Consider the following 24,815-nt stretch of genomic DNA (forward strand, 5'->3'; position numbering starts at 1 on the left):
CGCTTGGCGCATCCGTCGCGCCGCCCGTGAGCTTGATCGGGCCTGAATACCAATGACCGGGTTCCACCGACGACAGCGTGATCGACGAATCCCGGTTGGTCCTCGGATTGACCAGCACGATAGAAAAGCTGTTGTCGGCGCTCGTGGCGGCCTCCTGAATGAACCCATAGGAGTTGTCGCGGATCTGGTACACCGCGATTTTGCCCTTGTCATCGACATTACAGATGAACTTCTGGTTGTAGTCCGCCCGGGAGAAGATACCGCGCGCGTCGGGCTTGAGGCCTCTGATCAACTCTGGGTCAACCGCGTACTGACGGATCAACGGGCTGCTGTTGCTGATGACCGTGATCGGTTCTCTAAAACGCGGCCCGAAGGCTTGGTTGGACGCGGTATCGATCAAGCGATAATCCGGCGCCTCGAGGCTGCCGACGTTGCGCATTGGGACATTGGCGAAGCCGTCCACGGTAAACAGTTGATCGCCCGCCTGCAGCGGCTTCCAGCTGTCAGGGTCGACCGAGCGCATATGCCTTGCGGCGATCGCCCCATCTCGCAGTTGGGCGATACCCCGTTGTGCATGGCGCATCAGTTTGTGGCCCAGCTTGAGCAAACCAAAGCGCGCGAGCCTGAGCAGGCTTGGTAGGGCGGCCAGGGGGTTGAGTTCCTGGAGTGTGGCGATCACCAGTTTTCCGGTCAGTTTCGCCAGTTTAGGCAATGCCAGGCGTAGCCCGGTTTTACCCGCCTGGATGAGCAAGCGAGTCGAGCCAGCCACATACCGCCCCACCGGCAGCGCGAAAGCCACGATGTCGATGAACAGGCTGGCGACGCCGGATTTGATGCGCTGAGGATCGCCGGAAGCGATGTCGTCGATGCCGCCCCAGAACGGCACAAATATCTTGCCCCAGAACGCCAAGTCTTCGAGTACCTCAGCGGGGATGTCTACTTCCCGTGTGGCTTTACGGGTTTTTTCCAGCAGGGCCTGTTCGTCGCAGAAAAACAGCTCGCGGGCAATCATGCTCGCCAGGGTTTCACTGCGCGGCGCATACAGCGTGTTGGGCGCGAACGATTGGATACGCGGCCCTGCGTCGATGGCAGGCAGTGTCTCGCCGACTTGTTCAACGATCAACTCGGCTTTTTTGCCTGGTCTGGGCGCTTTGTTCTCGCGGTAGGCCTCGCGATCTAATGGCACGTCGGTGGCCAATCGGTATTTGCACCAGCTCATGGCGTCGCGTAGCTCTACCACTTTGCCGTTCAGCGGTAGGCTTTGCAGGTCTTTACGTCGACGCAGCAGACCGGCGAAGGGGAATACCTCGATGTAAATGGCATGGAAGGGCGAGCGGGGCTTGACGATGCGTAGGATAAAACCTGTCCGGTAACGAATGGCATCGGTCTTGGCTTTGGTTTCATATTCGATGGGCACCTTTTTCAGGGCTTCTCTTAATGAATACACGGTGATCTCGTCCTGATCCACATTCAGAGTCGCGCTGCCCAGGTGGGCAAGCAGTGATTGGATTAAGGTCTTATAGGCGTTTCTCGGCACCTGGAGGGCTTCGTGAAAGGCTTTGTCGTACTCCGTGTCCGAGGCAAAGCGCCAACGGCTGGGCAGCTTGAGTTTGAGGTTCTGAACCGCGTTGAACATCTCATATTCATGCTGCTCCAGTGCAGTGACGGCCTGGGTGAGCTCGTCGCGGGAGTGGCCCGACGATCGGTTGGCGATCAGGCCGTTGGCCTGTGCCCATTGCACGGTGGGGGCCAATTTGGCCGCTGCGACCAGTGCCTGTTGTTTGATGTCATCGCCACTGGCGCGAAAGTGTTCCGCCGCCAGGTTGAGCAATTGTTCGAAACTCATGTGGCGCGATGAACCAGGTGCAATCGTTTCGGCCAGCAGAAAGCCGCTTCTGAAATTGACCCAGGTACTGGTTGCAGCGTAGGGCAGGTCATCGGGAATATCGGCCACCCACACTTCACTGGCGACATTGGCCTTGATCACGCACACGGCCAATAGCGCTGCGTCAGTGCTGATCGACAAGTCGTGGTGATAGCGGCTGATCAGGTGTTGGCGGATCGTCCTATAAGATGCCCCCGGCGAGATGAATAACTTCAATTCGTTATCCACCGGCGAGTCGGGGTTGGGGATGATCGTCAGCCACAGCGCGCGCCACAGTAATTTCACCCGTACCGGGTCTGGGCAGATTTCGTCCTGTTGGCTGCCATACCAGTCCAAGGCCTTGGCGATCCGTTCGCCCAGCGCCAGGTTATCGGGGCTATTGAGCAATTGCTCAAGCAGCACGGTGGGGGTGGTGGTGAGCATGTCCTGTTGTGAGGCGGTAAATGTTTCGGGCAATACATGACGGAACAGCGATTGACGTGTTTGTGTTTCGATCTGGCGGATAACCTCTTTGATTTTCTGGTCGGCAGGCGCATCCAGCAAGTGCTGCAAATCGCTGAGGTCGCCTTCGTGTCCGAGTTTTCTCAGAGTGTGGTGTTCCTGCAAGCCAGCGAGAACCGCTTTCCACTGTTCGCGGGTTTTGGGCTGTGCCGGGATGATCGAGTAATACTTGAGCACCAGGTCAAACCGCACCGAGCCATCACTTTTAAGGCCGTTACCCACACGCCGGTTGATATCCAGCAACACGTCGGCGTCGATGTACCAATAGGTGGGTATATGGCGCAGGATCACCGAATGGTCGGCGATGCTGAACGTCTCGGCAGGGTCGGGTATCGGTGCGCGCACGCTGCTGAGCATGGTGGAGAGCAGGTCGTAAAGAAAGTCCCGGCCGAGAATGGAAGCATCTGGTTCGGGCTTTTCCCGCAGGAACTGCTGAAAGTCTTCATCGGCTTCCAGCTTTGCCAAGACACGAAAGGCTTCCTTGCATTCGCGATGCAGTTCGCTGTTGTGCGGCGGGGAGTAGTACACCTCGGCGGCGGATGCCGTCAGCGAGCTTTGTGCCGTCACGAAATCAATCAGATGGTCCAGATGCGCTTGCTGTTCCGGCAAACCCTTGAAATAGAAACTCTGCAACGCGTTATTCATTCAATCCTCACAATCCGTAGTCGAAGAGGATTCACTCTATTGAGCCGGGTTTTGCGGGGGGGCTATATAGGTAGGCACAGGTTTTCGCAGAAATGGCCAGGTGTCACGATGCGTCAGGTCAACAGAGACAAGTCTTTCCCGACAAAAATACTAGGACTTTGTACCTGCGTAATAATTTGGCGTAAACTGCGGGCAAGCCTGTGAGGAGTTTCCATGACTGCCATAACCATTACCGACGCCGCCCACGATTACCTGGCTGACCTGCTGTCCAAGCAGAACACCCCAGGTATCGGCATCCGCGTCTTTATCACCCAGCCCGGCACCCAGTACGCAGAGACCTGCATCGCGTATTGCAAGCCCGGCGAAGAAAAGCCTGAAGACACCGCGCTGGGGCTCAAAAGCTTCACCGCGTATATCGACGCCTTCAGCGAAGCCTTCCTTGACGACGCAGTGGTCGACTACGCCACCGACCGAATGGGTGGCCAGTTGACCATCAAGGCCCCCAACGCCAAGGTGCCGAACGTCAACGCCGACAGCCCGGTCAATGAGCGCATCAACTATTACCTGCAAACCGAGATCAACCCGGGGCTGGCCAGTCATGGCGGCCAGGTGAGCCTGATCGACGTGGTGGATGACGGTATTGCCGTACTGAAGTTCGGCGGCGGCTGTCAAGGCTGCGGCCAGGCGGACGTAACCCTGCGCGAAGGTATCGAGCGCACCCTGCTCGAACGCATCCCGGAGCTCAAGGGCGTACGTGACGTGACCGACCACACGCAGAAAGAAAACGCCTACTACTGAGTAAGGTGTTCACTGCGAGCATAAAAAACGGCGCCCCGTGAGCGCCGTTTTTTATTATTTAAATTCAGAGAGTTGCAAAATATATCTGACAAAGCAGATCAAGTGTGGGAGCTGGCTTGCCTGCGATGGCGGTGTGTCAGTCATCCGACCCGCTGACTGTTACACCGCCATCGCAGGCAAGCCAGCTCCCACATTATTGTTGTTCGCATTGCTTCAGGGGCGGTAGAGGTGCGCATGCCCTGCGCGGTACAGCGACGACTCGCTGAAACTGTCACTGGACAACACCCGGCCCACTACAATCAACGCTGTCCGCCGAAACCCCTTCGCCGCGACTTTCTTGGCAATGTCACTCAGCGTACCGACCACCCAATCCTGATCCGGCCAGGTGGCACGGTGTACCACGGCAATCGGGCAGTCTGCGCCATAGTGCGGCAACAGTTCAGCAACGATCTTCTGCAGATGATTGACCCCCAGATGAATCGCCATCGTGGTGCCATGTCGCGCCAGGCTGTCGAAGTCTTCACCGGGCGGCATGCTGGTTTTATCGGCGTAACGGGTCAGGATCACGCTTTGGGCGATGTCCGGCAGGGTCAGTTCGGTCTCCAGCAAGGCCGCGCACGCCGCGACCGCCGTGACCCCTGGAATGATCTGGAAAGGGATGCCCAGCTCACGCAAATGGCGTATTTGCTCACCAATCGCCCCATACAGGCTGGGATCGCCGGAGTGCACCCGCGCCACATCCTGGCCTTTGGCATGGGCCGTCTTGATCAACTCCATGATCTGTTCCAGGTGCAGCTCGGCACTGTTGACCACCTGGAACGCCTGATGACCTTCCAGTACGGCGGCGGGCACCAGCGAGCCGGCGTAGATGATCACCGGGCAACTGCGGATCAGCCGCTGGCCCTTGACGGTGATCAATTCCGGGTCGCCGGGGCCGGCGCCGATAAAGTAGACGGTCATGGAGAAGTCCTGTTCAGAAACGGGTGAGCATGAACACGGCTCATGCTCAAAAGCGGCAATTATCGGGATTTTAGCCCGCGCAGGCTAATGCAATGGTGGCCTGTGCGCTTTTCTGGCGGGTGATCAGCAGGCGCGCGGGGCCGTTGGACAGGTGCTCCGCCAGGGCCAGGGCGGCGCTTTCGGCCACCCCATAACAGCCGGTATGGGCAAACGCCAGCGTTGAGCGATGACTTAGCCGATGCTCATAGCCCGCCAGTTGCTCGGCGCTGAAGCACTGCAAGGGCAGGTTCAACCGCTGGGCCAGCGCCAGCAGCCCAGGTTCATCGCGCTTGCGATCAATGCTTGCCAGCGCAGTTATGCGTGAGCGATCAATGCCTGCCGCGGCCAGGGCTCCGTCCAGCAACGCCAGCAGGCTGTGAACCTCACAGCCACGCTGGCAGCCCAAACCGACAACCAGCATCATGCCGAGTATTGGTCGTCGCCGTTGCGGCGGAACAACCAGGCGCTGATCAGGCCCAGGGCCAGCCAGAAGGCGACGTTGGTCAACTGCGAGGCGATCTTGAACTGCGCTTCGAGCGCCTCCGGGGCCAGCATTGAATGTACCTCAGGTTGCGGAGCGCCGATGACGTGGGGTACGGCAAGGATCGCCAGCCCAAGGCCTTTCAACAGCCAGTTGCGGCCGAACACGATCAGCGCCAGGCCGGCGGCGGTGGAGGCTGCGGTACCGATCCACCAGGTCTGGCGTAGCGTCAGGTCAGCCGCCGCAGTGCCCGGCAGTTCCGGTGGCAGGCCCAGGGTGGGTGCCAGTACAAAGGTCGCGTAGCCGGCCAGGCCCCAGAGCAGGCCTTGGGCGATGCGGGTCGGCGCACGCAGCGTGTAGAGGCCGGCGAGCATCAGTGCAAAGCCTACGGCCACCACCAGGTTGCCTCCAGTGGTGGACAACACACGCTGCCAGCCATCTTCCGGCTCCCAGGCTTGGGCATCGTGGCTGTGGGCAGCAGCGCCAGCGGCGTGCTCGTGCACCACTTCAGCGGCTGGCGGGGCTTTTTCAAAGCTTTCCGCCTGCAGGATCAGCGGTGCCACCCAGAAACTTTGCAGCAGGGTCAGCAGCAAGGCAGCCAAAAGCCCAGTGAACCCTGCGGTTTGCGCAATACGCTTGATCATGTCGGCAGCTCTCAATGGCACGGGAACGCGGCGCTGTGGCGGGTATCGTGGGCGGCGTTGTGCACCGCCTCGATATGCGAGAACCCGGCGAAATACACCAAACACGCGCCGAGTATCGACGCACCGATGGCGGCGGTCAGGCGTTGGCTGAGGGTGGCGGTGCTAGTAGCGGTGTGCGAAGTGCTGCTGATGATCGACATGGCGCGTCCCTTTCAGGTGTCAGGGTGAAACGAGCGCATGAAAACCCCACGCGCCAGGCACGCAGGGTTCTGAACAGCGCCCGCCCACCGCGGGTTTGTTATCTGAATTTTTCGGGCCGGTCTCCGGGCTTGCGAGGGGCGGCTCTTGAAAGAGTCCTCCTGAAAGCATCGCCTTCCCATGCATAAAGCACAGTGGCCGTGACGCTTCGCTCGCTTACCGTTGCGGGGGCAGCACCGGACTGGTCATAGGTCTATGACGCACCGGTTTCCCGTTTCACCCTGTGAAGGGCACCCGAAACAAGGCGTGTAGGAGAGCATGGGCCGGGACGGTAGTCAAATGCTGCAAGCCACTGTAGCCTTGCACCTTCGAGGTTCTTCGGCCCAGGCCGAAGCTAAGAAGGGAACGCGGTTCAAGCCGCGGCTGCCCCCGCAACTGTGAAGGGTTCAGTTGACTGCCACGCCACTGCCGATAGGGCGGGAAGGCGCAGTCAGCGTTGGTCGCAAGACCTGCACACCCCAAGCCAGGAGACCTGCCTCGCAACCGATTTTCCAATTCAACCGGGCGGGGTGATCCGGTGACGAAATCCGCTGCTGCGCGCCGCCGCAGGGCCTGTCGTCCCGTATGCCCGCCCCAAAGGGCATTCGATGAAAACACTGGCCAAACTTCCCGTCACCATCGTTACCGGCTTCCTTGGCTCGGGCAAAACCACGCTGTTGCGCCATATGCTCGACAACGCCCAGGGCCGTCGCATTGCGGTGATCGTCAACGAGTTCGGCGAGCTGGGCATCGACGGTGAAATCCTCAAGCAGTGTTCTATCGGTTGCACCGAAGAAGAAGCCAATGGCCGCGTCTACGAACTGGCCAACGGGTGCCTGTGCTGCACGGTGCAGGAAGAGTTCTTTCCGGTGATGCGCGAATTGGTCGCCCGTCGCGGTGACCTGGACCATATCCTCATCGAAACCTCGGGCCTGGCCCTGCCCAAGCCGTTGGTGCAAGCCTTCCAGTGGCCGGAAATCCGCAGCGCCTGCACCGTTGACGCGGTGATCACCGTGGTCGACAGCCCGGCCGTGGCCGCCGGTACCTTTGCCGCCTTCCCGGACCAGGTCGACGCCCAGCGCAAACTTGACCCGAACCTGGACCACGAGTCGCCGTTGCATGAGCTGTTCGCCGACCAACTGGCCAGCGCCGACCTGGTGATCCTCAACAAAAGCGACCTTATCAGCGCCGAAGACCTGGCCCGCGTGCGCCTGGAAGTCGCCGAAGAACTGCCGGCCGCGGTGAAGATCATCGAAGCCAGCAGCGGTCGCCTGCCTCTGGACGTGCTGATCGGCCTGGGCGCCGGTTCCGAGGAACATATCGACGGGCGTCACAGCCATCACGACCATCACCACGAAGGTGAAGACGACCACGATCACGATGCCTTCGACTCCATCTCCATCGACTTGCCCCAAGCCGATGAGGCGCTGCTGCTCGACGCCCTGACCCAATTGGTGGTGCAGCACGGCATCCTGCGGGTGAAAGGGTTCGCCGCGATCCCCAACAAACCGATGCGCCTGCTGATCCAGGGCGTGGGCACGCGCTTTGACAAACACTTCGACCGTGCCTGGGGCGCTGACGAAGCACGCACCACGCGCCTGGTGCTGATCGGCCAGGAACTGGACGCCGCTGGCCTCGAAGCGCAATTGCGCGCTGCCCTCAGCGTTTAACCATGCACCTGCTCAGGACCCAACCCGGTGGTTTCGTCGCGGACGACAATATAGCCGACCTTGGCCAGACCCCCGCTGAACTGGTGATCCTGTGCAGCGGCGATTCCAGCCTGGCGCTGCTCGCCGAAGCCGCCCAGCAATTGCCCGAGGATTACCCCAGCCTGCGCCTGGCCAACCCGATGCAGGTGCAGAACCATGCCTCGGTCGACCTGTACGTCGACGAGGTATTGCGCCACGCCAAGGTCATCCTGCTGTCATTGCACGGCGGCATCGGGTATTGGCGCTACGGCATCGAGCGCCTGGTGGAGTTGGCCGAACGCGGCGTCACCCTGATCCTGGTGCCGGGTGACGACCGCCCGGACCCGGAACTCAGCAGCCTGAGCACCGTTGCGGCCGAACACCGCGAGCGCCTGTGGCACTTCCTGCGCCAAGGTGGCCTGGGCAATGCCCTGGATTTTTATCACTGCCTGGCCAGTGCCCACCTGGGCCGCGACTATGCCTGGGCCGAGCCGCAAGTGCTGCCGCGCACGGCGATCTATCACCCGCACAACGCCAATGCCCGCCTCAATGACTGGCAGGCCGATTGGCAGCCCGATTGGCCTGTGGCTGCGGTGCTGTTCTACCGCTCCCATTTACAGGCTGCCAATACCGGTTTTATTGATGTGTTCTGCCAGCGCTTACAGGCGGCGGGCCTCAACCCCTTGCCTATCGCGGTGGCCAGTTTGAAAGAACCCGGCTGCCTCTCGGTGGTCGAGGACCTGTTGGATGACGTGCAAGCCGCGGTAATTCTGAACACCACCGGCTTTGCCCAATCGAGCCCGGAAGCGCCGCATTTGCGCCCGTTTCGCCGCAATATCCCGGTGATCCAGGCGATCTGCGCCCAGGACAACCAACCCGGCTGGCAGGCCAGCGAACAAGGCCTGGGGCCCCGCGACCTGGCGATGCACATTGCCTTGCCGGAGCTTGACGGGCGCATCATCAGCCGGCCGATCAGTTTCAAGGACCTGGCCTGGCGCAGCGAGCGCAGCCAGTCGGATGTGGTGTGCTACCGCGCAGCGCCCGAACGCATGGATTTTGTCGCTGAGCTGGCACGCCGTTGGGTCGAGTTGGCGCGGGTGCCCAATGCCGAGAAACGGATTGCGTTGATCCTCGCCAACTACCCGACCCGCGACGGTCGCATCGGCAACGGCGTAGGCTTGGACACCCCTGCGGCAGCGCTGAATATCCTGCGCGCCTTGCAAGCCGAGGGCTACCCGGTGGCGGAGCGGCTGCCCGATAGCGGCACCGCGCTGATCCATGAACTGCTCGGGGGCGTCACCAACGATCTCGACAGCCTCGACCTGCGCCCCTGCCATCAAAGCCTGAGCCTTGTGGAATACCAGGCGATGTTTGATCGTTTGCCGGCCTCCAATCGCCAGGCCGTGCTGGCGCGTTGGGGCGCCCCCCAAAACGATCCGATGTGCCGCGATGGCCGCATGATGATCGCCGGCCTGCGCCTGGGCCTGACCTTCGTCGGCATCCAGCCGGCCCGGGGTTACCAGGTCGATGCCAGCGCGGTGTACCACGACCCGGACCTGGTGCCGCCCCATGGCTACCTGGCGTTCTATTTCTGGCTACGCCACACCTACGGCGCCCACGGCGTGATCCATGTGGGCAAGCACGGCAACCTGGAGTGGCTGCCCGGCAAAGGCGTGGGCCTGTCGGAGCACTGCTGGCCGGATGCATTGCTGGGGCCGCTGCCGAATGTCTACCCGTTTATCGTCAACGACCCGGGTGAGGGCGCCCAGGCCAAGCGGCGCACCCAGGCGGTGATCATCGACCACCTGATGCCACCGCTGACCCGCGCCGAAACCTACGGCCCGCTGCGTGACCTTGAGTTATTGGCCGACGAATATTACGAGGCGCAATTGCTCGACCCGCGCCGTGCGCTGGAGCTGCAAAAAGACATCCTCAAGCTGGTGCGCGAAACCCGTATCGACCAGGAGCTTGAACTGGGCAGTGAGGCGGACGCGGCGGTGTGGCTGCCGCGCCTGGATACCTACCTGTGCGACTTGAAGGAATCGCAGATCCGCGATGGCCTGCATATCTTTGGCGAGTCGCCCGAGGGCCGTTTGCGTATCGACACCTTGCTGGCGCTGTTGCGCATTCCCCGTGGCGATGGCCGGGGCCCGCAGTCGAGTCTGCTGCGTGTGTTGGCCAAGGCATTCGACCTGGGGTTTGATCCGCTCGATTGTGCACTGGCCGAGCCCTGGACGGGGCGGCGCCCGTTGGTGTTGCAGAAGATTGACGATCAGCTGTGGCGTACGGCCGGGGATACCCGTGAACGTCTGGAGTTGTACGCGGCGCGCTTGATCGAGCAGGCATTGGAAGGCCCCATCGAACAGTTGGAAGAGCCCGGCTGGCAGGAGGTGAAGTCGGTGATCGAAAGCCTGCGCATTGTCGTCGCGCCACGCCTGGATGCCTGCGGGCCGGCGGAGATGCGCGGCTTGCTTGATGCCTTGAGTGGGCGCTTTGTCCCGGCAGGGCCCAGCGGTGCGCCGAGTCGCGGTCGGCTGGATGTGCTGCCTACGGGGCGTAACTTCTTTACCGTGGACGTACGCAACCTGCCAACCACCACGGCCTGGCGTCTCGGATTCCAGTCGGCCAACCTGATTCTTGAGCGGCACCTGCAAGACCACGGTGACCACCTGCGTCAGCTCGGCCTGTCGGTATGGGGCACTGCCACCATGCGCACTGGCGGGGACGATATCGCCCAAGCCATGGCGCTGATGGGCGTGCGCCCGGTATGGGCCACCGGCAGCCAGCGGGTGGACGATTTCGAGATCCTGCCGATCAGCTTATTGGACCGTCCGCGCGTGGACGTGACCCTGCGCGTGTCCGGGTTCTTCCGCGATGCGTTTGCCAACCTGATCCGCCTGTTCGATGCGGCGGTGCAGGCGGTGGCCGCCCTGGATGAACCCGACGACATGAACCCGCTGGCCGCCAAAGTACGCAGTGAACGCCAAGCATTGCTTGAGGCGGGCCTGGATGAAGGTGCCGCGGCCAAGCAGGCCGGCTGGCGCATTTTCGGCGCCAAACCGGGTGCCTATGGCGCGGGCGTGCAGGGCGCGATTGACGGGCGCTTGTGGCAGAGCCGCGAGGACTTGGCCGAGGTCTACCTGAACTGGGGTGGCTACGCTTACGGGGGGGCTGACGAAGGCACTGCGGCCCGCGAGCAATTTGCCCAGCGGTTGAGCCAGGTGCAGGCGGTGTTGCAGAACCAGGACAATCGCGAGCACGACTTGCTCGACTCCAACGACTACTACCAATTCCAGGGCGGCATGCTGGCCGCCGTGGAAACCCTGAGCGGCGAAAAGGCCGCCAGCTACCATGGCGACCACAGCCAGCCGGACGTGCCGAAAATCCGCACCTTGAAGGAAGAGCTCAACCGGGTGATCCGTTCCCGAGCGGCCAACCCCAAGTGGATCGAAGGCGTGAAGCGCCATGGCTATAAAGGCGCGTTTGAAATGGCCGCGACCGTGGACAACCTGTTCGCCTTCGACGCTACCACCGCGCTGATTGACGATCACCAATACGCCTTGCTCGCTGATGCCTACCTGCTGGACCCTGACACCCGTGCCTTTGTGCAACAGCACAACCCCGATGCCCTGCGCGACATGACCGAGCGCATGCTCGAAGCCCAGCAACGTGGCTTGTGGCAGGCACCGGGGGCGTACCGCGAAGCCTTGGAAAACCTGTTGCTGGACATAGAAGAAGACAGCTGAGTGATCATTCCCGCGCTCCGCTGATCGTTCCCACGCTCCGCGTGGGAATGCAGCCCGTGACGCTCTGCGTCACAAGAACGGACGCCGAGCGTCCAGCGAAGCGTTCCCACGCGGGAGCGTTTGAACGCGTTATTAAGAGTTGACTATGACTGATACTCCCCATTTCCCGCTGTCCGCCGTGGTCGGCGCCGACGACTTGAAACTGGCACTGTGCCTGGCCGCCATCGACCCGAAGATCGGCGGCGTGCTGATCGAAGGGCCACGCGGCATGGCCAAGTCGACCCTGGCCCGTGGGCTGGCAGACCTGCTGGCCAGCGGTCAGTTTGTAACCTTGCCCCTGGGGGCGACCGAAGAGCGCCTGGTCGGCACCCTGGACCTGGACGCAGCACTGGGCGAAGGCCGTGCGCAATTCTCCCCGGGTGTGTTGGCGAAGGCTGACGGTGGGGTGTTGTACGTGGATGAAGTCAACCTGCTGGCCGACCACTTGGTGGACCTGCTGCTGGACGTAGCCGCCAGCGGCACCAACTTGATCGAACGCGACGGGATTTCCCATCGCCATGCGGCGCGCTTTGTACTGATCGGCACCATGAACCCGGAGGAGGGCGAGCTGCGCCCGCAGTTGCTCGACCGCTTCGGCTTCAACGTGGCCTTGAGCGGGCAGACTCTGCCCGCCGAGCGCGGGCAGATCATCCGGCGTCGCCTGGATTTCGACACTGACCCGGCTGCGTTCTGCGCGCAGTGGGCGCCAGCGCAAGCTGCCTTGCGCGAACGCTGCACCCTGGCGCGGGCACGGCTAGACAGTATCGCCCTGGATGACCAGGCGTTGTCCCGCATCACCGAGCGCTGCTTTGCCGCAGGGGTCGACGGCCTGCGTGCCGACCTGGTCTGGTTGCGTGGCGCCCGCGCCCATGCGGCGTGGCGTGGCGCCGCTGCTATCGAGCAGGAAGATATCGACGCGGTGGCGGAGTTCGCCTTGCGCCATCGCCGCCAGCAGCAAACCCCGGCAGGCGCGCCGCCCCAGCCGGATGACGGGCCGTCATCGTCACCCTCTGACACCTCACCCGGCCAAGGCCAGTGGGGCGATATGCCCGCACCCGCCTTGCCCACGGGCGCACGCCGCGATGTACCCACCTGGCCAAAAAAGCCCTAGGCATCCGCCCCCGACCTGACGCGGGGGCGGATGCCCGGCCCCAGGCGGGGCGATTGAACACCGGCAGGCAGGGCAAGGCCCGCAGCGCACAGCGCGGGGCGATCAATTGGCCGGGCACGTTGCTGGGTGGGCGGCCGCAATGCCGTGAGGACCTGCTGTTCCACCTGCGCAGCCGGTCGGCTCCTGAACTGTGGCTGGTGATTGTCGATGCCTCGGCGTCCACGCGGCGCCATCGGGCACTGACCGATGCCAAGGGGCTGCTGGCCCAGCTGTTTGATGATGCTTATCGCCAACGGGCGCGTATGGCGTTATTGACGGCCAGCGGGCAATCGCCGAAGTGGCAGGTGCAAGGTTTGAAGGCGGCGAAAGGCTTGTCCGATTGGTTGGAGCAGTTGGGAGCAGGCGGCGGGACGCCGTTGCTGGCTGCGCTGACGGAGGCGGGGCATTGGTTGGCGGCACGGCGCAAGCGCTATCCCGCCGAGCAACAGAAGTTGCTGGTGGTGACCGATGGGCGGCTCAAGGCGATTGGCGCGCTGCCGCGATTGGAGTGCCCAGGCATGTTGATTGACATCGAGCGTGGGCCGATCAGGTTGGGGCGGGCTGAGGAATTGGCGGTGGGGTTGCAGTTGGAGTATCAGCACATCGATAAGCTGTAGCGCCTGGGCTATCGCCATCGCAGGCAAGCCAGCTCCCACATGGAATCGGCGCTGCGGTCAATTCTGTAGGAGCGAGCTTGCTCGCGAAAAACGTCAACGATAACCCGTGTTTGCTGAATGAACGCGGAGTCAGTGAGTTTTTCGCGAGCAAGCTCGCTCCTACAAAAGGCAAGCCAGCGGCGCGGTCAAACTGTGGGAGCTGGCTTGCCTGCGATGAGGCCCTCAAACACCCCACACCTATCAGCCTGTCCCCGGCACATTCGGCCAAAGATCAGCCACCAGAAACAACCGCTCGGCTTCCTCCCACTCCTCACCGTTCGGCACCATGCGCACCAGCAACTGCGCCGGGGCCATTGGGTCTAGCTCTGCCAGCCAACCTTGCATCTGCACCTCACTCCACACTTCATCGGCCGGGTAATGCGCGGGCGCCAGCCAGGCATGGCGGGGCAGGGGTTGCCAGCGGCCCGCCGGGCGGGTGCTGACAAAGTCTGTCCAGTCGCGCTGATGCAACCAGCGCCCACGCAGATGCTGCGGGTGAGCGCCGAGGGGGGAGTGCGCCGCGCCGGGCCAGGGGTAGAGCAGATAGCCGCCGAGCCACAAATGCGCATCGAACGCTTGGATATCCAACGCCGCCAATGCCTCGCGGCTTTCTGCCCGCGCGGAGATTGGCAATTGATGCTCGGCCAGGTGCGCGAGTTTGCGGTCCAGCCGATCATGGCAGCCAGGCCCCAGCCATTGCGTAGCGTCCTGGCCGTTGCCGTCCTGCGGGCCGAGGTAGAGTTTGATCGCCAGTTCCAGGTGGTGCACCCCATCGCGGTCGCGCAGCAGCATGTCCAGTTCGCCCAGCGTGTGCCCGGCACGGCGGATCGGCAGGTTGGCGGCCAGCAACTCCACACCCGGCGCCTGCTGCACCGCAAATTGCCACAAGCGCTCGTAGTACAGGCCCAGGCGCCGGGTACGTGACAGGCTCAGCCACTGCTGCAACGCGCTGCTGTCCTGGTCCAGCTGGCGCAGCCAGGCTTCGAGTTGGTGAGGGGCTTGCACCCAGTCACTGCCCGCCAGCGGATGGCGCTGCGGCCAAGGCGTCTGCGCCAGCATCGGCGGCGCGAGCATCACCCACGCCAGGTCGCGCACCTCGGGGTGGCGCAGTTGGCGGGGCAGGGTGTGCAAGTCGGGGAATGGGGTCATGGTCCGAGCATAGCCTTTTCAGCGTGCAGAAGGTGCCTGAGAACCATTGTCATCAAGGCTTGGCGGCGACAAAGGATTTTGCCTGAGACGGCCTTTCGCCCATAATCGCTCTTTTTGCCTCACCCCAGATCCCGCAGGAGCCCCATGGAGCAATTTCGCAATATCGGCATTATCGGTCGCCTGGGCAGTACCCAGGTGTTGGACACCGTCCGCCGGCTGAAGAAGTTTCTGCTCGAGCGCCACCTGCATGTGATCCTCGAAGACACCATCGCTGAAATCCTCCCCGGCCACGGCCTGCAAACCTCGTCGCGCAAGATGCTCGGCGAGGTGTGCGACATGGTCATCGTGGTCGGTGGCGATGGCAGCCTGCTCGGCGCTGCCCGGGCACTGGCGCGGCATAACGTGCCGGTGCTGGGCATCAACCGTGGCAGCCTGGGCTTTCTGACCGATATACGCCCCGATGAGCTGGAAGTCGAAGTGGCCAAGGTGCTCGACGGCCATTACCTGGTGGAGAACCGCTTCCTGCTGCAGGCCGAAGTGCGCCGCCATGGCGAGGCGATCGGCCAGGGCGATGCCCTCAACGATGTGGTGCTGCACCCGGGCAAATCCACGCGGATGATTGAGTTCGAACTGTATATCGACGGCCAGTTCGTGTGCAGCCAGAAGGCTGACGGCCTGATCGTCGCCACGCCTACCGGCTCAACCGCGTATGCGCTGTCGGCGGGAGGCCCGATCATGCATCCCAAGCTCGATGCCATTGTGATCGTGCCGATGTACCCCCATATGTTGTCCAGTCGGCCAATTGTGGTCGATGGCAACAGTGAGCTGAAAATCGTGGTGTCCAAAGACATGCAAATCTACCCGCAAGTCTCCTGCGACGGGCAGAACCATTTCACCTGCGCCCCCGGTGACACCATCACCGTGAGCAAGAAGGCACAGAAGTTGCGCTTGATCCACCCGCTGGATCACAACTACTACGAAGTGTGCCGTACCAAGTTGGGCTGGGGCAGCCGCTTGGGAGGTGGAGGCGACTGATGCTCGATCCCGCGCGTAGCTACGACCTGATTGGTGACGTGCACGGTTGCGCTCATACCCTTGAGCACTTGCTCGACCAATTGGGTTACCACAAGCAGGGCGGCACTTGGCGCCATCCGTCACGCATGGCTGTGTTCCTGGGCGATATCATCGACCGTGGCCCACGCATCCGTGAGGCGCTGCATATCGTCCACGATATGACCGAGGCCGGCCAGGCGCTGTGCATCATGGGTAACCACGAGTTCAATGCGTTGGGCTGGACCACGCCGGCCCCGCCGGGCAGTGGCAAGCAGTTCGTGCGTGAGCACAACCCGCGCCACGCCCGCTTGATCCAAGAGACCCTGACGCAGTTCGAACACCACCCGGCCGACTGGCACGACTTCCTCGGCTGGTTCTACGACATGCCGCTGTTTGTCGACGCCGGGCGTTTTCGCGTAGTGCACGCGTGCTGGGACGACAGTTTTATCCAGCCGCTGCGCGCCACCTTCCCGGACGGCTGCATCGACCAACACTTCCTGCAAGCCGCCGCCGTACCGGGCAGTTTTGCCTGCAATGCATTCGATCGCCTGTTGCGCGGCACCGATATGCGCCTGCCCGATGGGCTCACCCTGACCGGTGGCGATGGCCTGACGCGGTCGTTCTTTCGCACCAAGTTCTGGGAAGACGACCCCAAGACCTACGGCGACATCGTGTTCCAGCCCGACGCCTTGCCAGAGCCGGTGGCACGCACGCCATTGTCGTCCACGCAAAAGAATTCCCTGCTGCGCTATGGCGTCGATGAACCGCTGTTGTTCGTCGGCCACTACTGGCGCAGCGGCAAACCGGCGCCGATCCGCCCGAACCTGGCCTGCCTGGACTACAGCGCGGTGCTGTACGGCAAGCTGGTGGCGTATCGGCTGGACCAGGAAACCCAGCTGGATCCGCGTAAATTCGTATGGGTCGACGTTGAGCGACCAGAGGCCATTCCATGAGTACCGTAGCTGTATTGCGCTTGCCCCTGAGCGTTGACCTGGGTGGTTTCGTCAAGTTGCTGCACCGCATGCAGGTGCCGCACCGCGTCAGCGAGGAGGCCGGTGAACAGGTGCTGTGGGTGCCCGAGGCCATCAGCGACGATGTGCGCGTGTTGTATCAACGCTTCCCCGCTGGCGACCCCGACCAGCAACTGGATATTCCCGAGCAGGCGCCGGTTGCGCGGCCAGGCTTTGTCCAGCAGGTGCGCCACAGCCCAGTCACCGCACTGGTGCTGTTGGCCAGCCTGATTGTGGGTGCGGTGACCCTGCTGGGTGAAAACCTGCAAACCATGGCCTGGCTGACCTTCCTGCCGTTCCGGGTGCTGGGCGAGTACATCCAGTTCACACCGTTGGCCGACACGCTTGCCTCGGGGCAGTGGTGGCGCCTGGTCACGCCGATGCTGATCCACTTCGGCATCCTGCATCTGGCGATGAACGGCATGTGGTACTGGGAGCTGGGTCGGCGCATTGAAGCGCGCCAGGGCAGCATCAACCTGCTGGGCCTGACCCTGTTGTTCAGCCTGGTTTCCAACTACGCGCAATACGCCTACGGTGGCCCCGGCTTGTTTGGCGGTTTGTCCGGCGTGTTGTACGGCCTGCTCGGGCACTGCTGGATCTTTCAGTTATTGTCGCCCAACCCGGCCTATCGCCTGCCCCGTGGGGTGCTGGTGATGATGCTGGTGTGGTTGCTGCTCTGCCTGTCGGGGCTGGTCTCGATGATCGGTTTCGGCGAAATCGCCAACGCGGCCCATGTGGGCGGGTTGGTCATCGGTTGCTTGACGGGTTTGCTCGGTGGTTTGTACAACCGTCGCAAAGCGTCTCTTTGATAAGGAAGAGCCTTATGTCCTCTTTTGCTGAAATGATCGAAAACATCACCCCGGACATCTACGAGAGCCTCAAGCTCGCGGTAGAGATCGGCAAATGGTCCGATGGCCGCAAGCTCACCGCCGAGCAGCGCGAATTGTCGTTGCAAGCGATGATCGCCTGGGAGATCCAGAACCTGCCCGAAGAGCAGCGCACCGGCTATATGGGCCCGCAGGAGTGCGCGTCCAAGTCAGAACCGGTGGCGAACATCCTGTTCAAGTCGGATGCGATCCATTGATTGAAATTGGTCGCGGTGCAGTCAGCAAAATGTCGGCGCAACTCGGTGAGCCGACCGTTCAATACGCCTTTCGCCTGGGCGACACCGAGGTGCCGGTCAATCCGTTGATCGGCACCCATGTACGCCTGGAATACCTGGGCGCGATTCATTGCAGCCATTGCGGGCGCAAGACCAAGACCAGCTTCAGCCAGGGCTATTGCTACCCGTGCATGACCAAGCTGGCCCAGTGTGACCTGTGCATCATGAGCCCCGAGCGTTGCCATTACGACGCCGGCACCTGCCGCGATCCGGGTTGGGGCGAGACATTCTGCATGACCGACCACGTGGTGTACCTGGCCAACTCGTCGGGGATCAAGGTCGGCATTACGCGCGCTACACAGTTGCCCACCCGTTGGCTGGACCAGGGCGCCAGCCAGGCGCTGCCGATCATGCGCGTGGCGACGCGCCAGCAATCGGGCTTCGTCGAAGATCTGTTTCGCAGCCAGGTGGCCGACAAGACCAACTGGCGTGCCTTGCTCAAGGGCGACGCGCAATCGGTGGACCTCAAGCAGGTGCGTGATGAGCTGTTCGCCTCTTGCGCCGAGGGCTTGCTGGGTTTGCAGGAACGCTTTGGCCTGCAAGCCATCCAAACCATTGCCGACATCGAGCCGATTGAAATCCGCTACCCGGTCGAGCAGTATCCGACCAAGATCGTCAGCTTCAACCTGGACAAGAACCCGATTGCCGAAGGCACGCTGCTGGGGATCAAGGGCCAATACCTGATCTTCGACACCGGCGTCATCAACATTCGTAAATACACGGCCTACCAGCTCGCCGTGCATCAGTAGAAGGATCCCAAGCATGCGCACCGAACAACCGAAGATGATTTACCTGAAGGACTATCAGGCGCCGGACTACCTGATCGACGAGACGCACCTGACCTTCGAGTTGTTCGAGGACCACAGCCTGGTCCACGCGCAGTTGGTGATGCGCCGCAACCCCGAGCGCGGCGCCGGTTTGCCTCCATTGGTACTGGATGGCCAGCAACTTGAGCTGTTGAGTGTCAACCTGGCCGACCAGCCGCTCACGGACGTTGACTACCAGTTGACCGACAGCCACCTGACGGTGCAGCCAAAGAGTGAGACTTTCACCCTCGACACCACCGTCAAGATCCACCCGGAAACCAACACCGCCCTGGAAGGCTTGTACAAATCCAGCGGTATGTTCTGCACCCAGTGCGAGGCCGAAGGTTTCCGCAAGATCACCTATTACCTCGACCGCCCGGACGTGATGAGTGTGTTCACCACCACGGTGATCGCCGAGCAACACAGCTACCCGGTGCTGTTGTCCAACGGCAATCCGATTGCCAGCGGCCCTGGCGAAGACGGCCGGCATTGGGCGACCTGGGAAGATCCGTTCAAGAAGCCGGCGTACCTGTTTGCGCTGGTGGCCGGTGACCTGTGGTGCGTCGAAGACAGCTTCACCACCATGACCAACCGCGAAGTCGCGTTGCGCATCTACGTCGAGCCGGAAAATATCGACAAGTGCCAGCACGCCATGACCAGCCTGAAAAAATCCATGCGCTGGGACGAAGAAACCTATGGTCGCGAGTACGACCTCGACATCTTTATGATCGTGGCGGTCAACGATTTCAACATGGGCGCCATGGAGAACAAGGGCCTTAACATCTTCAACTCCAGCGCCGTGCTGGCCCGCGCCGAAACCGCTACCGATGCCGCCCACCAGCGCGTCGAAGCCATCGTCGCCCACGAATACTTCCATAACTGGTCGGGCAACCGCGTGACCTGCCGCGACTGGTTCCAACTGTCGCTCAAGGAAGGCTTCACCGTGTTCCGTGACTCGGGCTTCTCTGCCGACATGAACTCGGCCACGGTCAAACGCATCCAGGACGTGGCGTACCTGCGTACCCACCAGTTCGCTGAAGATGCCGGCCCCATGGCCCACGCCGTGCGCCCGGACAGCTTTATCGAGATCTCCAACTTCTACACCCTGACCGTGTATGAAAAGGGCTCGGAAGTGGTCGGCATGATCCACACCTTGCTCGGCGCCGAGGGCTTTCGCAAAGGCAGCGACCTGTATTTCGAACGCCATGACGGCCAGGCCGTGACCTGCGACGACTTCATCAAGGCCATGGAAGACGCCAATGGCGCCGACCTCAGCCAGTTCAAGCGCTGGTACAGCCAGGCAGGTACCCCGCGCCTGGCGGTAAGCGAGGCCTACGATGCGGCGGCCAAGACCTACAGCCTGACCTTCCGCCAGAGCTGCCCGCCGACTCCGGACAAGGTCGAGAAACTGCCCTTTGTGATCCCGGTGGCGCTGGGCTTGCTGGACGGGCAAGGCGCCGGCATTGCCTTGCGCCTGGCCGGTGAAGCGACAGCGGGCGACACTTCGCGGGTAGTCTCGGTGACCGAAGCGGAGCAGACGTTTACCTTCGTCGACATCGCTGAAAAACCCTTGCCTTCGTTGCTGCGTGGTTTCTCGGCGCCGGTGAAGCTCAGCTTCCCCTACAGCCGCGATCAACTGATGTTCCTGATGCAGCACGACAGCGACGGTTTCAACCGCTGGGATGCTGGCCAGCAGTTGGCTGTGCAGGTATTGCAGGAACTGATCGGCCAACACCAGGCTGGCCAGCCGCTGAAGCTTGATCAGCGCTTGATCGACGCGCTGCGCACGGTGTTGAGCGATGAAAGCCTGGACCAGGCCATGGTCGCCGAAATGCTCTCGCTGCCGAGCGAAGCCTATCTCACGGAAATCAGCGAAGTGGCGGATGTGGATGCCATCCACGCTGCCCGCGAGTTTGCCCGCAAGCAACTGGCCGACAACCTGTTCGAAGGCTTGTGGCTGCGCTACCAGGCCAACCGCGAGCTGTCCAAGCAAACGCCTTACGTGGCAGAGGCCGAGCACTTCGCCCGCCGTGCGCTGCAGAACATCGCGCTGTCTTACTTGATGCTCAGCGGCAAGCCAGAAGTATTGGCGGCCACCCTGGATCAGTTCGACACCAGCGATAACATGACCGAACGCCTGACGGCGTTGGCGGTGTTGGTGAACTCGCCGTTCGAAGCAGAGAAAGCCCAGGCCTTGGCGGTGTTTGCCGAAAACTTCAAGGACAACCCGCTGGTCATGGACCAATGGTTCAGCGTACAGGCCGGCAGCACCTTGCCGGGCGGGCTGGCACGGGTCAAGGCGTTGATGGAGCACCCGGCGTTCACCATCAAGAACCCCAACAAGGTGCGCGCGCTGGTGGGCGCATTTGCCGGGCAGAACCTGATCAACTTCCATGCGGCGGATGGCTCGGGCTACCGTTTCCTGGCGGACCTGGTGATCCAGCTCAATACGTTGAACCCGCAGATCGCCTCGCGCCAACTGGCGCCGCTGACACGCTGGCGTAAATACGACAGCGCACGGCAGGCGCTGATGAAAGCGGAGCTGGAGCGCATCCTGGGTGCGGGTAAGCTGTCCAGCGATGTGTTTGAGGTGGTCAGCAAGAGCCTGGCGTAAACCTCATTGCTTTATGTAGGAGCGAGCTTGCTCGCGAGGAACTCACAGGCGCCGCGTTCATTCAGGAAGCACGCGTCATCGTTGACGTTTTTCGCGAGCAAGCTCGCTCCTACAGGCGGCAGGATTGATCCCTGGCACTAGGCCGATTCATAGCTGCGGCGCGTGCGCTCTATCTCTTCGACCAACCGGTCAATGCCCGCCAACCGTGCTCGGTTGTCATGATCCCAAGGATGAAAGCCCGGCTTGAAATAATGCAGCCACGGCCGGAACATCCGTGGAAACACCCCCTTGGGCCCATACAAGAACTTCACCATGCGCCACAAGCCCTTCAGCGTGCCGCCCGAAGTGCGGTCGGCAATCAACAGGCGCACGTGAAAATCCAGCACCACCACCCAGAACAGCACGCTGGTGGTCAGCATGGTTCCCGTGCGCAGCAGGTAACGTGCCGGCCCTGGCTTGATCACGGTGTTCCACACATCGAACGCCACGGCTTTATGTTCGGTTTCTTCCAGGGCGTGCCAATACCACATCTGCTGGTAACCCTTGAGTGAGTCGCCAAAGCGCGACGGGTCGCTCAGCAGGATTTCTGCGAGCATGGCGGTGTAGTGTTCCAGGGCGATGGTCACCGCCAGGTTGAACGACGGCGGCAGGTGTTTTTTCTGCAGGTCGAGGAAGAACTTCAGGCGTCGGTCAAGGGTGTGCGCCGGCAGGCCGGCCGCTTGCAGCAAGTCGTTATACGCCACGTGTTCACGGCTGTGCATGGCCTCCTGGCCGATAAACCCCTGGATCTCTTTTTTCAGTTCGGCATCGTCGATCTGCCCACGGTAGTGGCGCACGCTGTCCATGAAGAACAGCTCGCCCTGGGGAAACAGCAACGACAGGGCATTGAAGAAATGGCTGACCACAGGCCCTTGTTCGTGCCAGTTCTTGATGCGCTCGGCAGGCAAGGCAAAACGGATATCGCGACGGATCGGCAGCATGGTGCGTGCTCCTGTTCAGAGTCGGGGCTCGTCGTTGGTTTCAAACACTGGCGTGCGCGGCTTGGGCGCCATGCGTTTACTGGCAAACACCACCAGGGCCTGATAGGCCGCCGGCAGGCAACGGGCGAGCAGGTCGAGGAAATAGGCATCGCGGCCAATCAGCACGCGGCGCTTGTTTTTGCGTACGCCCTGCAGGATCACTTTGGCGGCCTGGTCGGCGTCGGTGATGAAGAGTTTTTCGAAATCGGCGCGGGCTTGTTGCTCGCTGTGGATGAGAAAACCGGTCATGTTCGCGTCGATGCGGCTGCTGCGGCAGATATCGGTACGAATACCACCGGGGTGTACACAGGTGGCCGAGACGCCGCAGCGTTGCAGGTCGAGTTCCTGGCGCAAGGCTTCGGTGAAGCCGCGTACCGCGAACTTTGTAGCGTTGTAGCCGCTCATGCCGGGCTGGGCGAACAGGCCGAACACGCTGGACGTATTGATGATGTGCCCGTCACCGCTGGCCTTGAGGTACGGCAGGAATGCCTTGGTGCCATGTACCACTCCCCAGAAGTTGATGCCGACGATCCATTCCAGGTCGGCGTAATCCACCCCTTCGACGGTGCTCGACAGCGCCACCCCGGCATTATTGAAGACCAGGTTGACCTGGCCGTGCTCGGCCGCGCAGCGTGCTGCCCAATCGTGCATGGCCTGGCGGTCGGACACGTCCAGCACTTGGGTGGTGACAGTGACGGGCGACAAGGTCGAGGTGCGGATCAGCGCCAGGGTCTGTTCCAGGCCCTGGCTGTTTTTGTCTGCCAGCGCCAGGTGGCACCCCTCCCGCGCCAGCGCCAGGGCCAGTGCGCGGCCCATGCCGGAAGCCGCGCCGGTGATCGCCGCGACGCGGCCGTTGAATGACTTCATGACAGGCTGCCTTCTGTGGTGGAGTGCGTTGCAACCGCTCGCGGGAGGGCTGGCGCCGGCGCCTGGCTGACGCTGTAGTCCTTGAGGGCAAAATGCCGGGTGACCTGTTTGAAGCGCCAGGTCGAGCCGGGCCACAGCGTGGTGTTCTTGCCGGTGCGCGGGTCGAGGTACCAACTCTGGCAGCCGCCGGTGTTCCAGATGGTGCGCTTGAGCTTGTCCTGCAACTGCTGGTTGTAGGCGTGCTCCACGGCGGGCTTGACCTCTACCGTGGTAAGGCGCTGGCGCTGCATGTGTTTCAGGGCGTCGAGGATGTACGCGACCTGGGCCTCGATCATCAGGATCATCGAGTTATGCCCCAGGCCGGTGTTGGGGCCCACGATCAGAAACAGGTTCGGGTAGCCCGGCACGGTGGTGCCTTTGTAGGCATGGGCGCCATCGCGCCAGGCGTCCATCAGGTCGATGCCGTCACGGCCGATGATGCAGCCACGGGGCAACGGGTCGCTGGCCTGGAAACCCGTGCCGAAGATCAGGCAATCGGCGGGGTGCTTGATACCGTCGGCGGTGATCACGCCGTCGGCTTCGATGCGCAGCACGTTGTCGGTGACCACCTCGACATTGCTGCGCGAGAGTGCCGGGTAGTAATCGTTGGAGATCAGCACGCGCTTGCAGCCGATGGTGTAGTCCGGCGTCAGGGTTTTGCGCAGGGAAGGGCGGGCCACTTGTTTACGCAGATGACGCAGGGCGATTTTCTGCACCATTTTCATCAGGCGTGGATGCAGGGCAAAGCCCACCACACGGCCTTCCAGCGCCCAGTAAAGCGTAGCGCGCACCAGCTTTTGGGTGAGCGGTACATGCTTGAACAACCAGCGCTCGACAGCGGAAATCGGCCGATCAGGCTTGGGCATGATCCACGGCGGTGTGCGCTGGAACAGGTCCAGGTGCGCTACCTGCGGGGCGATCTGTGGCACGAACTGGATGGCGCTGGCACCGGTGCCGATCACCGCCACGCGCTTGCCCTTCAAGGAGTACTCGTGATCCCACTGCTGGGAGTGGAAGCGCTTGCCCTTGAAACTGTCCAGCCCTGGGATATCCGGCATTGCCGGGCGCGACAAGCCCCCCATTCCCGACACCAGCACCCGTGCGCTGACGTGGCGGCCGTTACTGAAGGTCAGCTGCCAGCGCTGCTGCTGTTCATCAAACACCGCACGTTGCAGGCCCATGCCAAAGCGCAGGTAGGGCGCCAGTTCGAAGCGCCTGGCGCAGTCTTCCAGATAGGCGCGGATCTCGGGTTGCGCCGCGAACTGTCGCGTCCAGTTCGGGTTGGGCGCAAAGGAAAACGAATACACATGGGACTGCACGTCGCAGGCGCAACCTGGGTAGTGGTTGTCGCGCCACGTACCGCCGAGGGTCTCGGCCTGTTCGGCAATAAAGAAGTCGGTGAGCCCGGCTTCCTTGAGTTTGATCGCCATGCACAGGCCCGCGAACCCGGAGCCAATGATGGCGATGTCGATTGAGTCACTGGGGGCATTCATAGGGCTGCCTCGTCAATAAAGCGCTTGGGCATCGGATGTGCTCCTGTTTTTGTTTTGTCTTTTAGATAGAACACCATTGCAAAGGAAAATTGAATTATTTATTTTAAAAAAGATTTTAAATAATCTACCTGAAA

The 24,815-nt window shown here is 62.0% G+C and carries 19 protein-coding genes and 2 riboswitches; of the genes, 11 read left to right on the forward strand and 8 right to left on the reverse strand.

The genetic code is table 11. The annotated features are described in order from the left end of the window. The first annotated feature begins 3,244 nt into the window (after positions 1 to 3,244). On the forward strand, positions 3,245 to 3,829 hold the full coding sequence (gene nfuA / locus JFT58_RS19350; RefSeq protein WP_003190728.1) for a Fe-S biogenesis protein NfuA: 585 nt from the start codon (positions 3,245 to 3,247) through the stop codon (positions 3,827 to 3,829). A gap of 213 nt (positions 3,830 to 4,042) precedes the next feature. On the opposite strand, the gene cobM is transcribed toward nfuA, so the two are convergent. The 4 genes from cobM to JFT58_RS19370 all read right to left on the reverse strand — a co-directional run bounded on the left by cobM (position 4,043) and on the right by JFT58_RS19370 (position 6,153). Further along, on the reverse strand, positions 4,043 to 4,789 hold the full coding sequence (gene cobM, locus JFT58_RS19355; protein WP_054897513.1) for a precorrin-4 C(11)-methyltransferase: 747 nt from the start codon (positions 4,787 to 4,789) through the stop codon (positions 4,043 to 4,045). Positions 4,790 to 4,859: 70 nt separating this feature from the next. After that, positions 4,860 to 5,252 (reverse strand): cobalamin biosynthesis protein, encoded by a 393-nt coding sequence (locus JFT58_RS19360; protein WP_054897514.1) that lies wholly within the window; start codon positions 5,250 to 5,252, stop codon positions 4,860 to 4,862. Next, positions 5,249 to 5,953, reverse strand: a complete 705-nt coding sequence (locus JFT58_RS19365; protein WP_054897515.1) for a CbtA family protein — start codon at positions 5,951 to 5,953, stop codon at positions 5,249 to 5,251. The genes JFT58_RS19360 and JFT58_RS19365 overlap by 4 nt, the downstream gene beginning before the upstream one ends. 11 nt (positions 5,954 to 5,964) lie before the next feature. Further along, on the reverse strand, positions 5,965 to 6,153 hold the full coding sequence (locus JFT58_RS19370) for a CbtB domain-containing protein (RefSeq protein ID WP_003190735.1): 189 nt from the start codon (positions 6,151 to 6,153) through the stop codon (positions 5,965 to 5,967). 97 nt (positions 6,154 to 6,250) lie between these two features. Then, a riboswitch (cobalamin riboswitch) is annotated at positions 6,251 to 6,464 on the reverse strand. A 41-nt stretch (positions 6,465 to 6,505) separates the two neighbouring features. Continuing rightward, a riboswitch (cobalamin riboswitch) is annotated at positions 6,506 to 6,705 on the forward strand. A gap of 93 nt (positions 6,706 to 6,798) precedes the next feature. Between JFT58_RS19370 and cobW the strand changes: the two genes are divergently transcribed. The 4 genes from cobW to JFT58_RS19390 all read left to right on the forward strand — a co-directional run bounded on the left by cobW (position 6,799) and on the right by JFT58_RS19390 (position 13,430). Next, positions 6,799 to 7,860: a cobalamin biosynthesis protein CobW gene (gene cobW / locus JFT58_RS19375; protein ID WP_014718278.1), complete on the forward strand. Its 1,062-nt coding sequence runs from the start codon at positions 6,799 to 6,801 to the stop codon at positions 7,858 to 7,860. A 2-nt stretch (positions 7,861 to 7,862) separates the two neighbouring features. Then, a complete protein-coding gene (cobN, locus tag JFT58_RS19380; RefSeq protein ID WP_054897516.1) occupies positions 7,863 to 11,624 on the forward strand; it encodes a cobaltochelatase subunit CobN in 3,762 nt (1,253 codons plus the stop codon). Positions 11,625 to 11,769: 145 nt separating this feature from the next. Continuing rightward, complete coding sequence (locus JFT58_RS19385; RefSeq protein WP_054897517.1) at positions 11,770 to 12,774, forward strand: ATP-binding protein; 1,005 nt, start codon at positions 11,770 to 11,772, stop codon at positions 12,772 to 12,774. A 53-nt stretch (positions 12,775 to 12,827) separates the two neighbouring features. Next, entirely contained in the window at positions 12,828 to 13,430 is a 603-nt protein-coding gene (locus JFT58_RS19390; RefSeq protein WP_054897518.1) for a vWA domain-containing protein, read from the forward strand. A gap of 240 nt (positions 13,431 to 13,670) precedes the next feature. On the opposite strand, the gene JFT58_RS19395 is transcribed toward JFT58_RS19390, so the two are convergent. Further along, a complete protein-coding gene (locus JFT58_RS19395) occupies positions 13,671 to 14,618 on the reverse strand; it encodes a DUF1853 family protein (RefSeq protein ID WP_054897519.1) in 948 nt (315 codons plus the stop codon). Positions 14,619 to 14,762: 144 nt separating this feature from the next. Here JFT58_RS19395 and JFT58_RS19400 point away from each other — a divergent pair, with 144 nt between their 5' ends. The 6 genes from JFT58_RS19400 to pepN are packed head-to-tail and all read left to right on the forward strand — an operon-like array spanning position 14,763 to position 21,263. Next, positions 14,763 to 15,653: an NAD(+) kinase gene (locus tag JFT58_RS19400; RefSeq protein ID WP_003217892.1), complete on the forward strand. Its 891-nt coding sequence runs from the start codon at positions 14,763 to 14,765 to the stop codon at positions 15,651 to 15,653. Further along, positions 15,650 to 16,624 carry a metallophosphoesterase gene (locus tag JFT58_RS19405; protein WP_161793215.1) on the forward strand — a complete coding sequence of 325 codons (975 nt, stop codon included), beginning with the start codon at positions 15,650 to 15,652 and terminating at the stop codon, positions 16,622 to 16,624. The genes JFT58_RS19400 and JFT58_RS19405 overlap by 4 nt, the downstream gene beginning before the upstream one ends. Next, positions 16,621 to 17,490 carry a rhomboid family intramembrane serine protease gene (locus JFT58_RS19410; RefSeq protein ID WP_054897520.1) on the forward strand — a complete coding sequence of 290 codons (870 nt, stop codon included), beginning with the start codon at positions 16,621 to 16,623 and terminating at the stop codon, positions 17,488 to 17,490. Before JFT58_RS19405 ends, JFT58_RS19410 begins: the two co-directional genes overlap by 4 nt. 14 nt (positions 17,491 to 17,504) lie before the next feature. After that, entirely contained in the window at positions 17,505 to 17,765 is a 261-nt protein-coding gene (locus tag JFT58_RS19415; protein ID WP_005788688.1) for a YeaC family protein, read from the forward strand. After that, a complete protein-coding gene (locus JFT58_RS19420) occupies positions 17,762 to 18,592 on the forward strand; it encodes a DUF2797 domain-containing protein (protein WP_003190752.1) in 831 nt (276 codons plus the stop codon). The genes JFT58_RS19415 and JFT58_RS19420 overlap by 4 nt, the downstream gene beginning before the upstream one ends. 13 nt (positions 18,593 to 18,605) lie before the next feature. Further along, entirely contained in the window at positions 18,606 to 21,263 is a 2,658-nt protein-coding gene (gene pepN, locus JFT58_RS19425) for an aminopeptidase N (RefSeq protein ID WP_054897521.1), read from the forward strand. Positions 21,264 to 21,400: 137 nt separating this feature from the next. Here the strand turns inward: pepN and JFT58_RS19430 are convergent, their stop codons facing one another. The 3 genes from JFT58_RS19430 to JFT58_RS19440 are packed head-to-tail and all read right to left on the reverse strand — an operon-like array spanning position 21,401 to position 24,681. Further along, on the reverse strand, positions 21,401 to 22,243 hold the full coding sequence (locus JFT58_RS19430; protein WP_003190755.1) for a metal-dependent hydrolase: 843 nt from the start codon (positions 22,241 to 22,243) through the stop codon (positions 21,401 to 21,403). Positions 22,244 to 22,258: 15 nt separating this feature from the next. Then, positions 22,259 to 23,149 carry an SDR family NAD(P)-dependent oxidoreductase gene (locus tag JFT58_RS19435; RefSeq protein WP_054897522.1) on the reverse strand — a complete coding sequence of 297 codons (891 nt, stop codon included), beginning with the start codon at positions 23,147 to 23,149 and terminating at the stop codon, positions 22,259 to 22,261. Continuing rightward, positions 23,146 to 24,681 (reverse strand): flavin-containing monooxygenase, encoded by a 1,536-nt coding sequence (locus tag JFT58_RS19440; protein ID WP_054897523.1) that lies wholly within the window; start codon positions 24,679 to 24,681, stop codon positions 23,146 to 23,148. Before JFT58_RS19440 ends, JFT58_RS19435 begins: the two co-directional genes overlap by 4 nt. Positions 24,682 to 24,815 lie beyond the last annotated feature (134 nt).

It is taken from the genome of Pseudomonas sp. MF6767, from assembly GCF_016405475.1.
In the GTDB taxonomy this organism is placed as follows: Bacteria; Pseudomonadota; Gammaproteobacteria; order Pseudomonadales; family Pseudomonadaceae; genus Aquipseudomonas; species Aquipseudomonas paracarnis.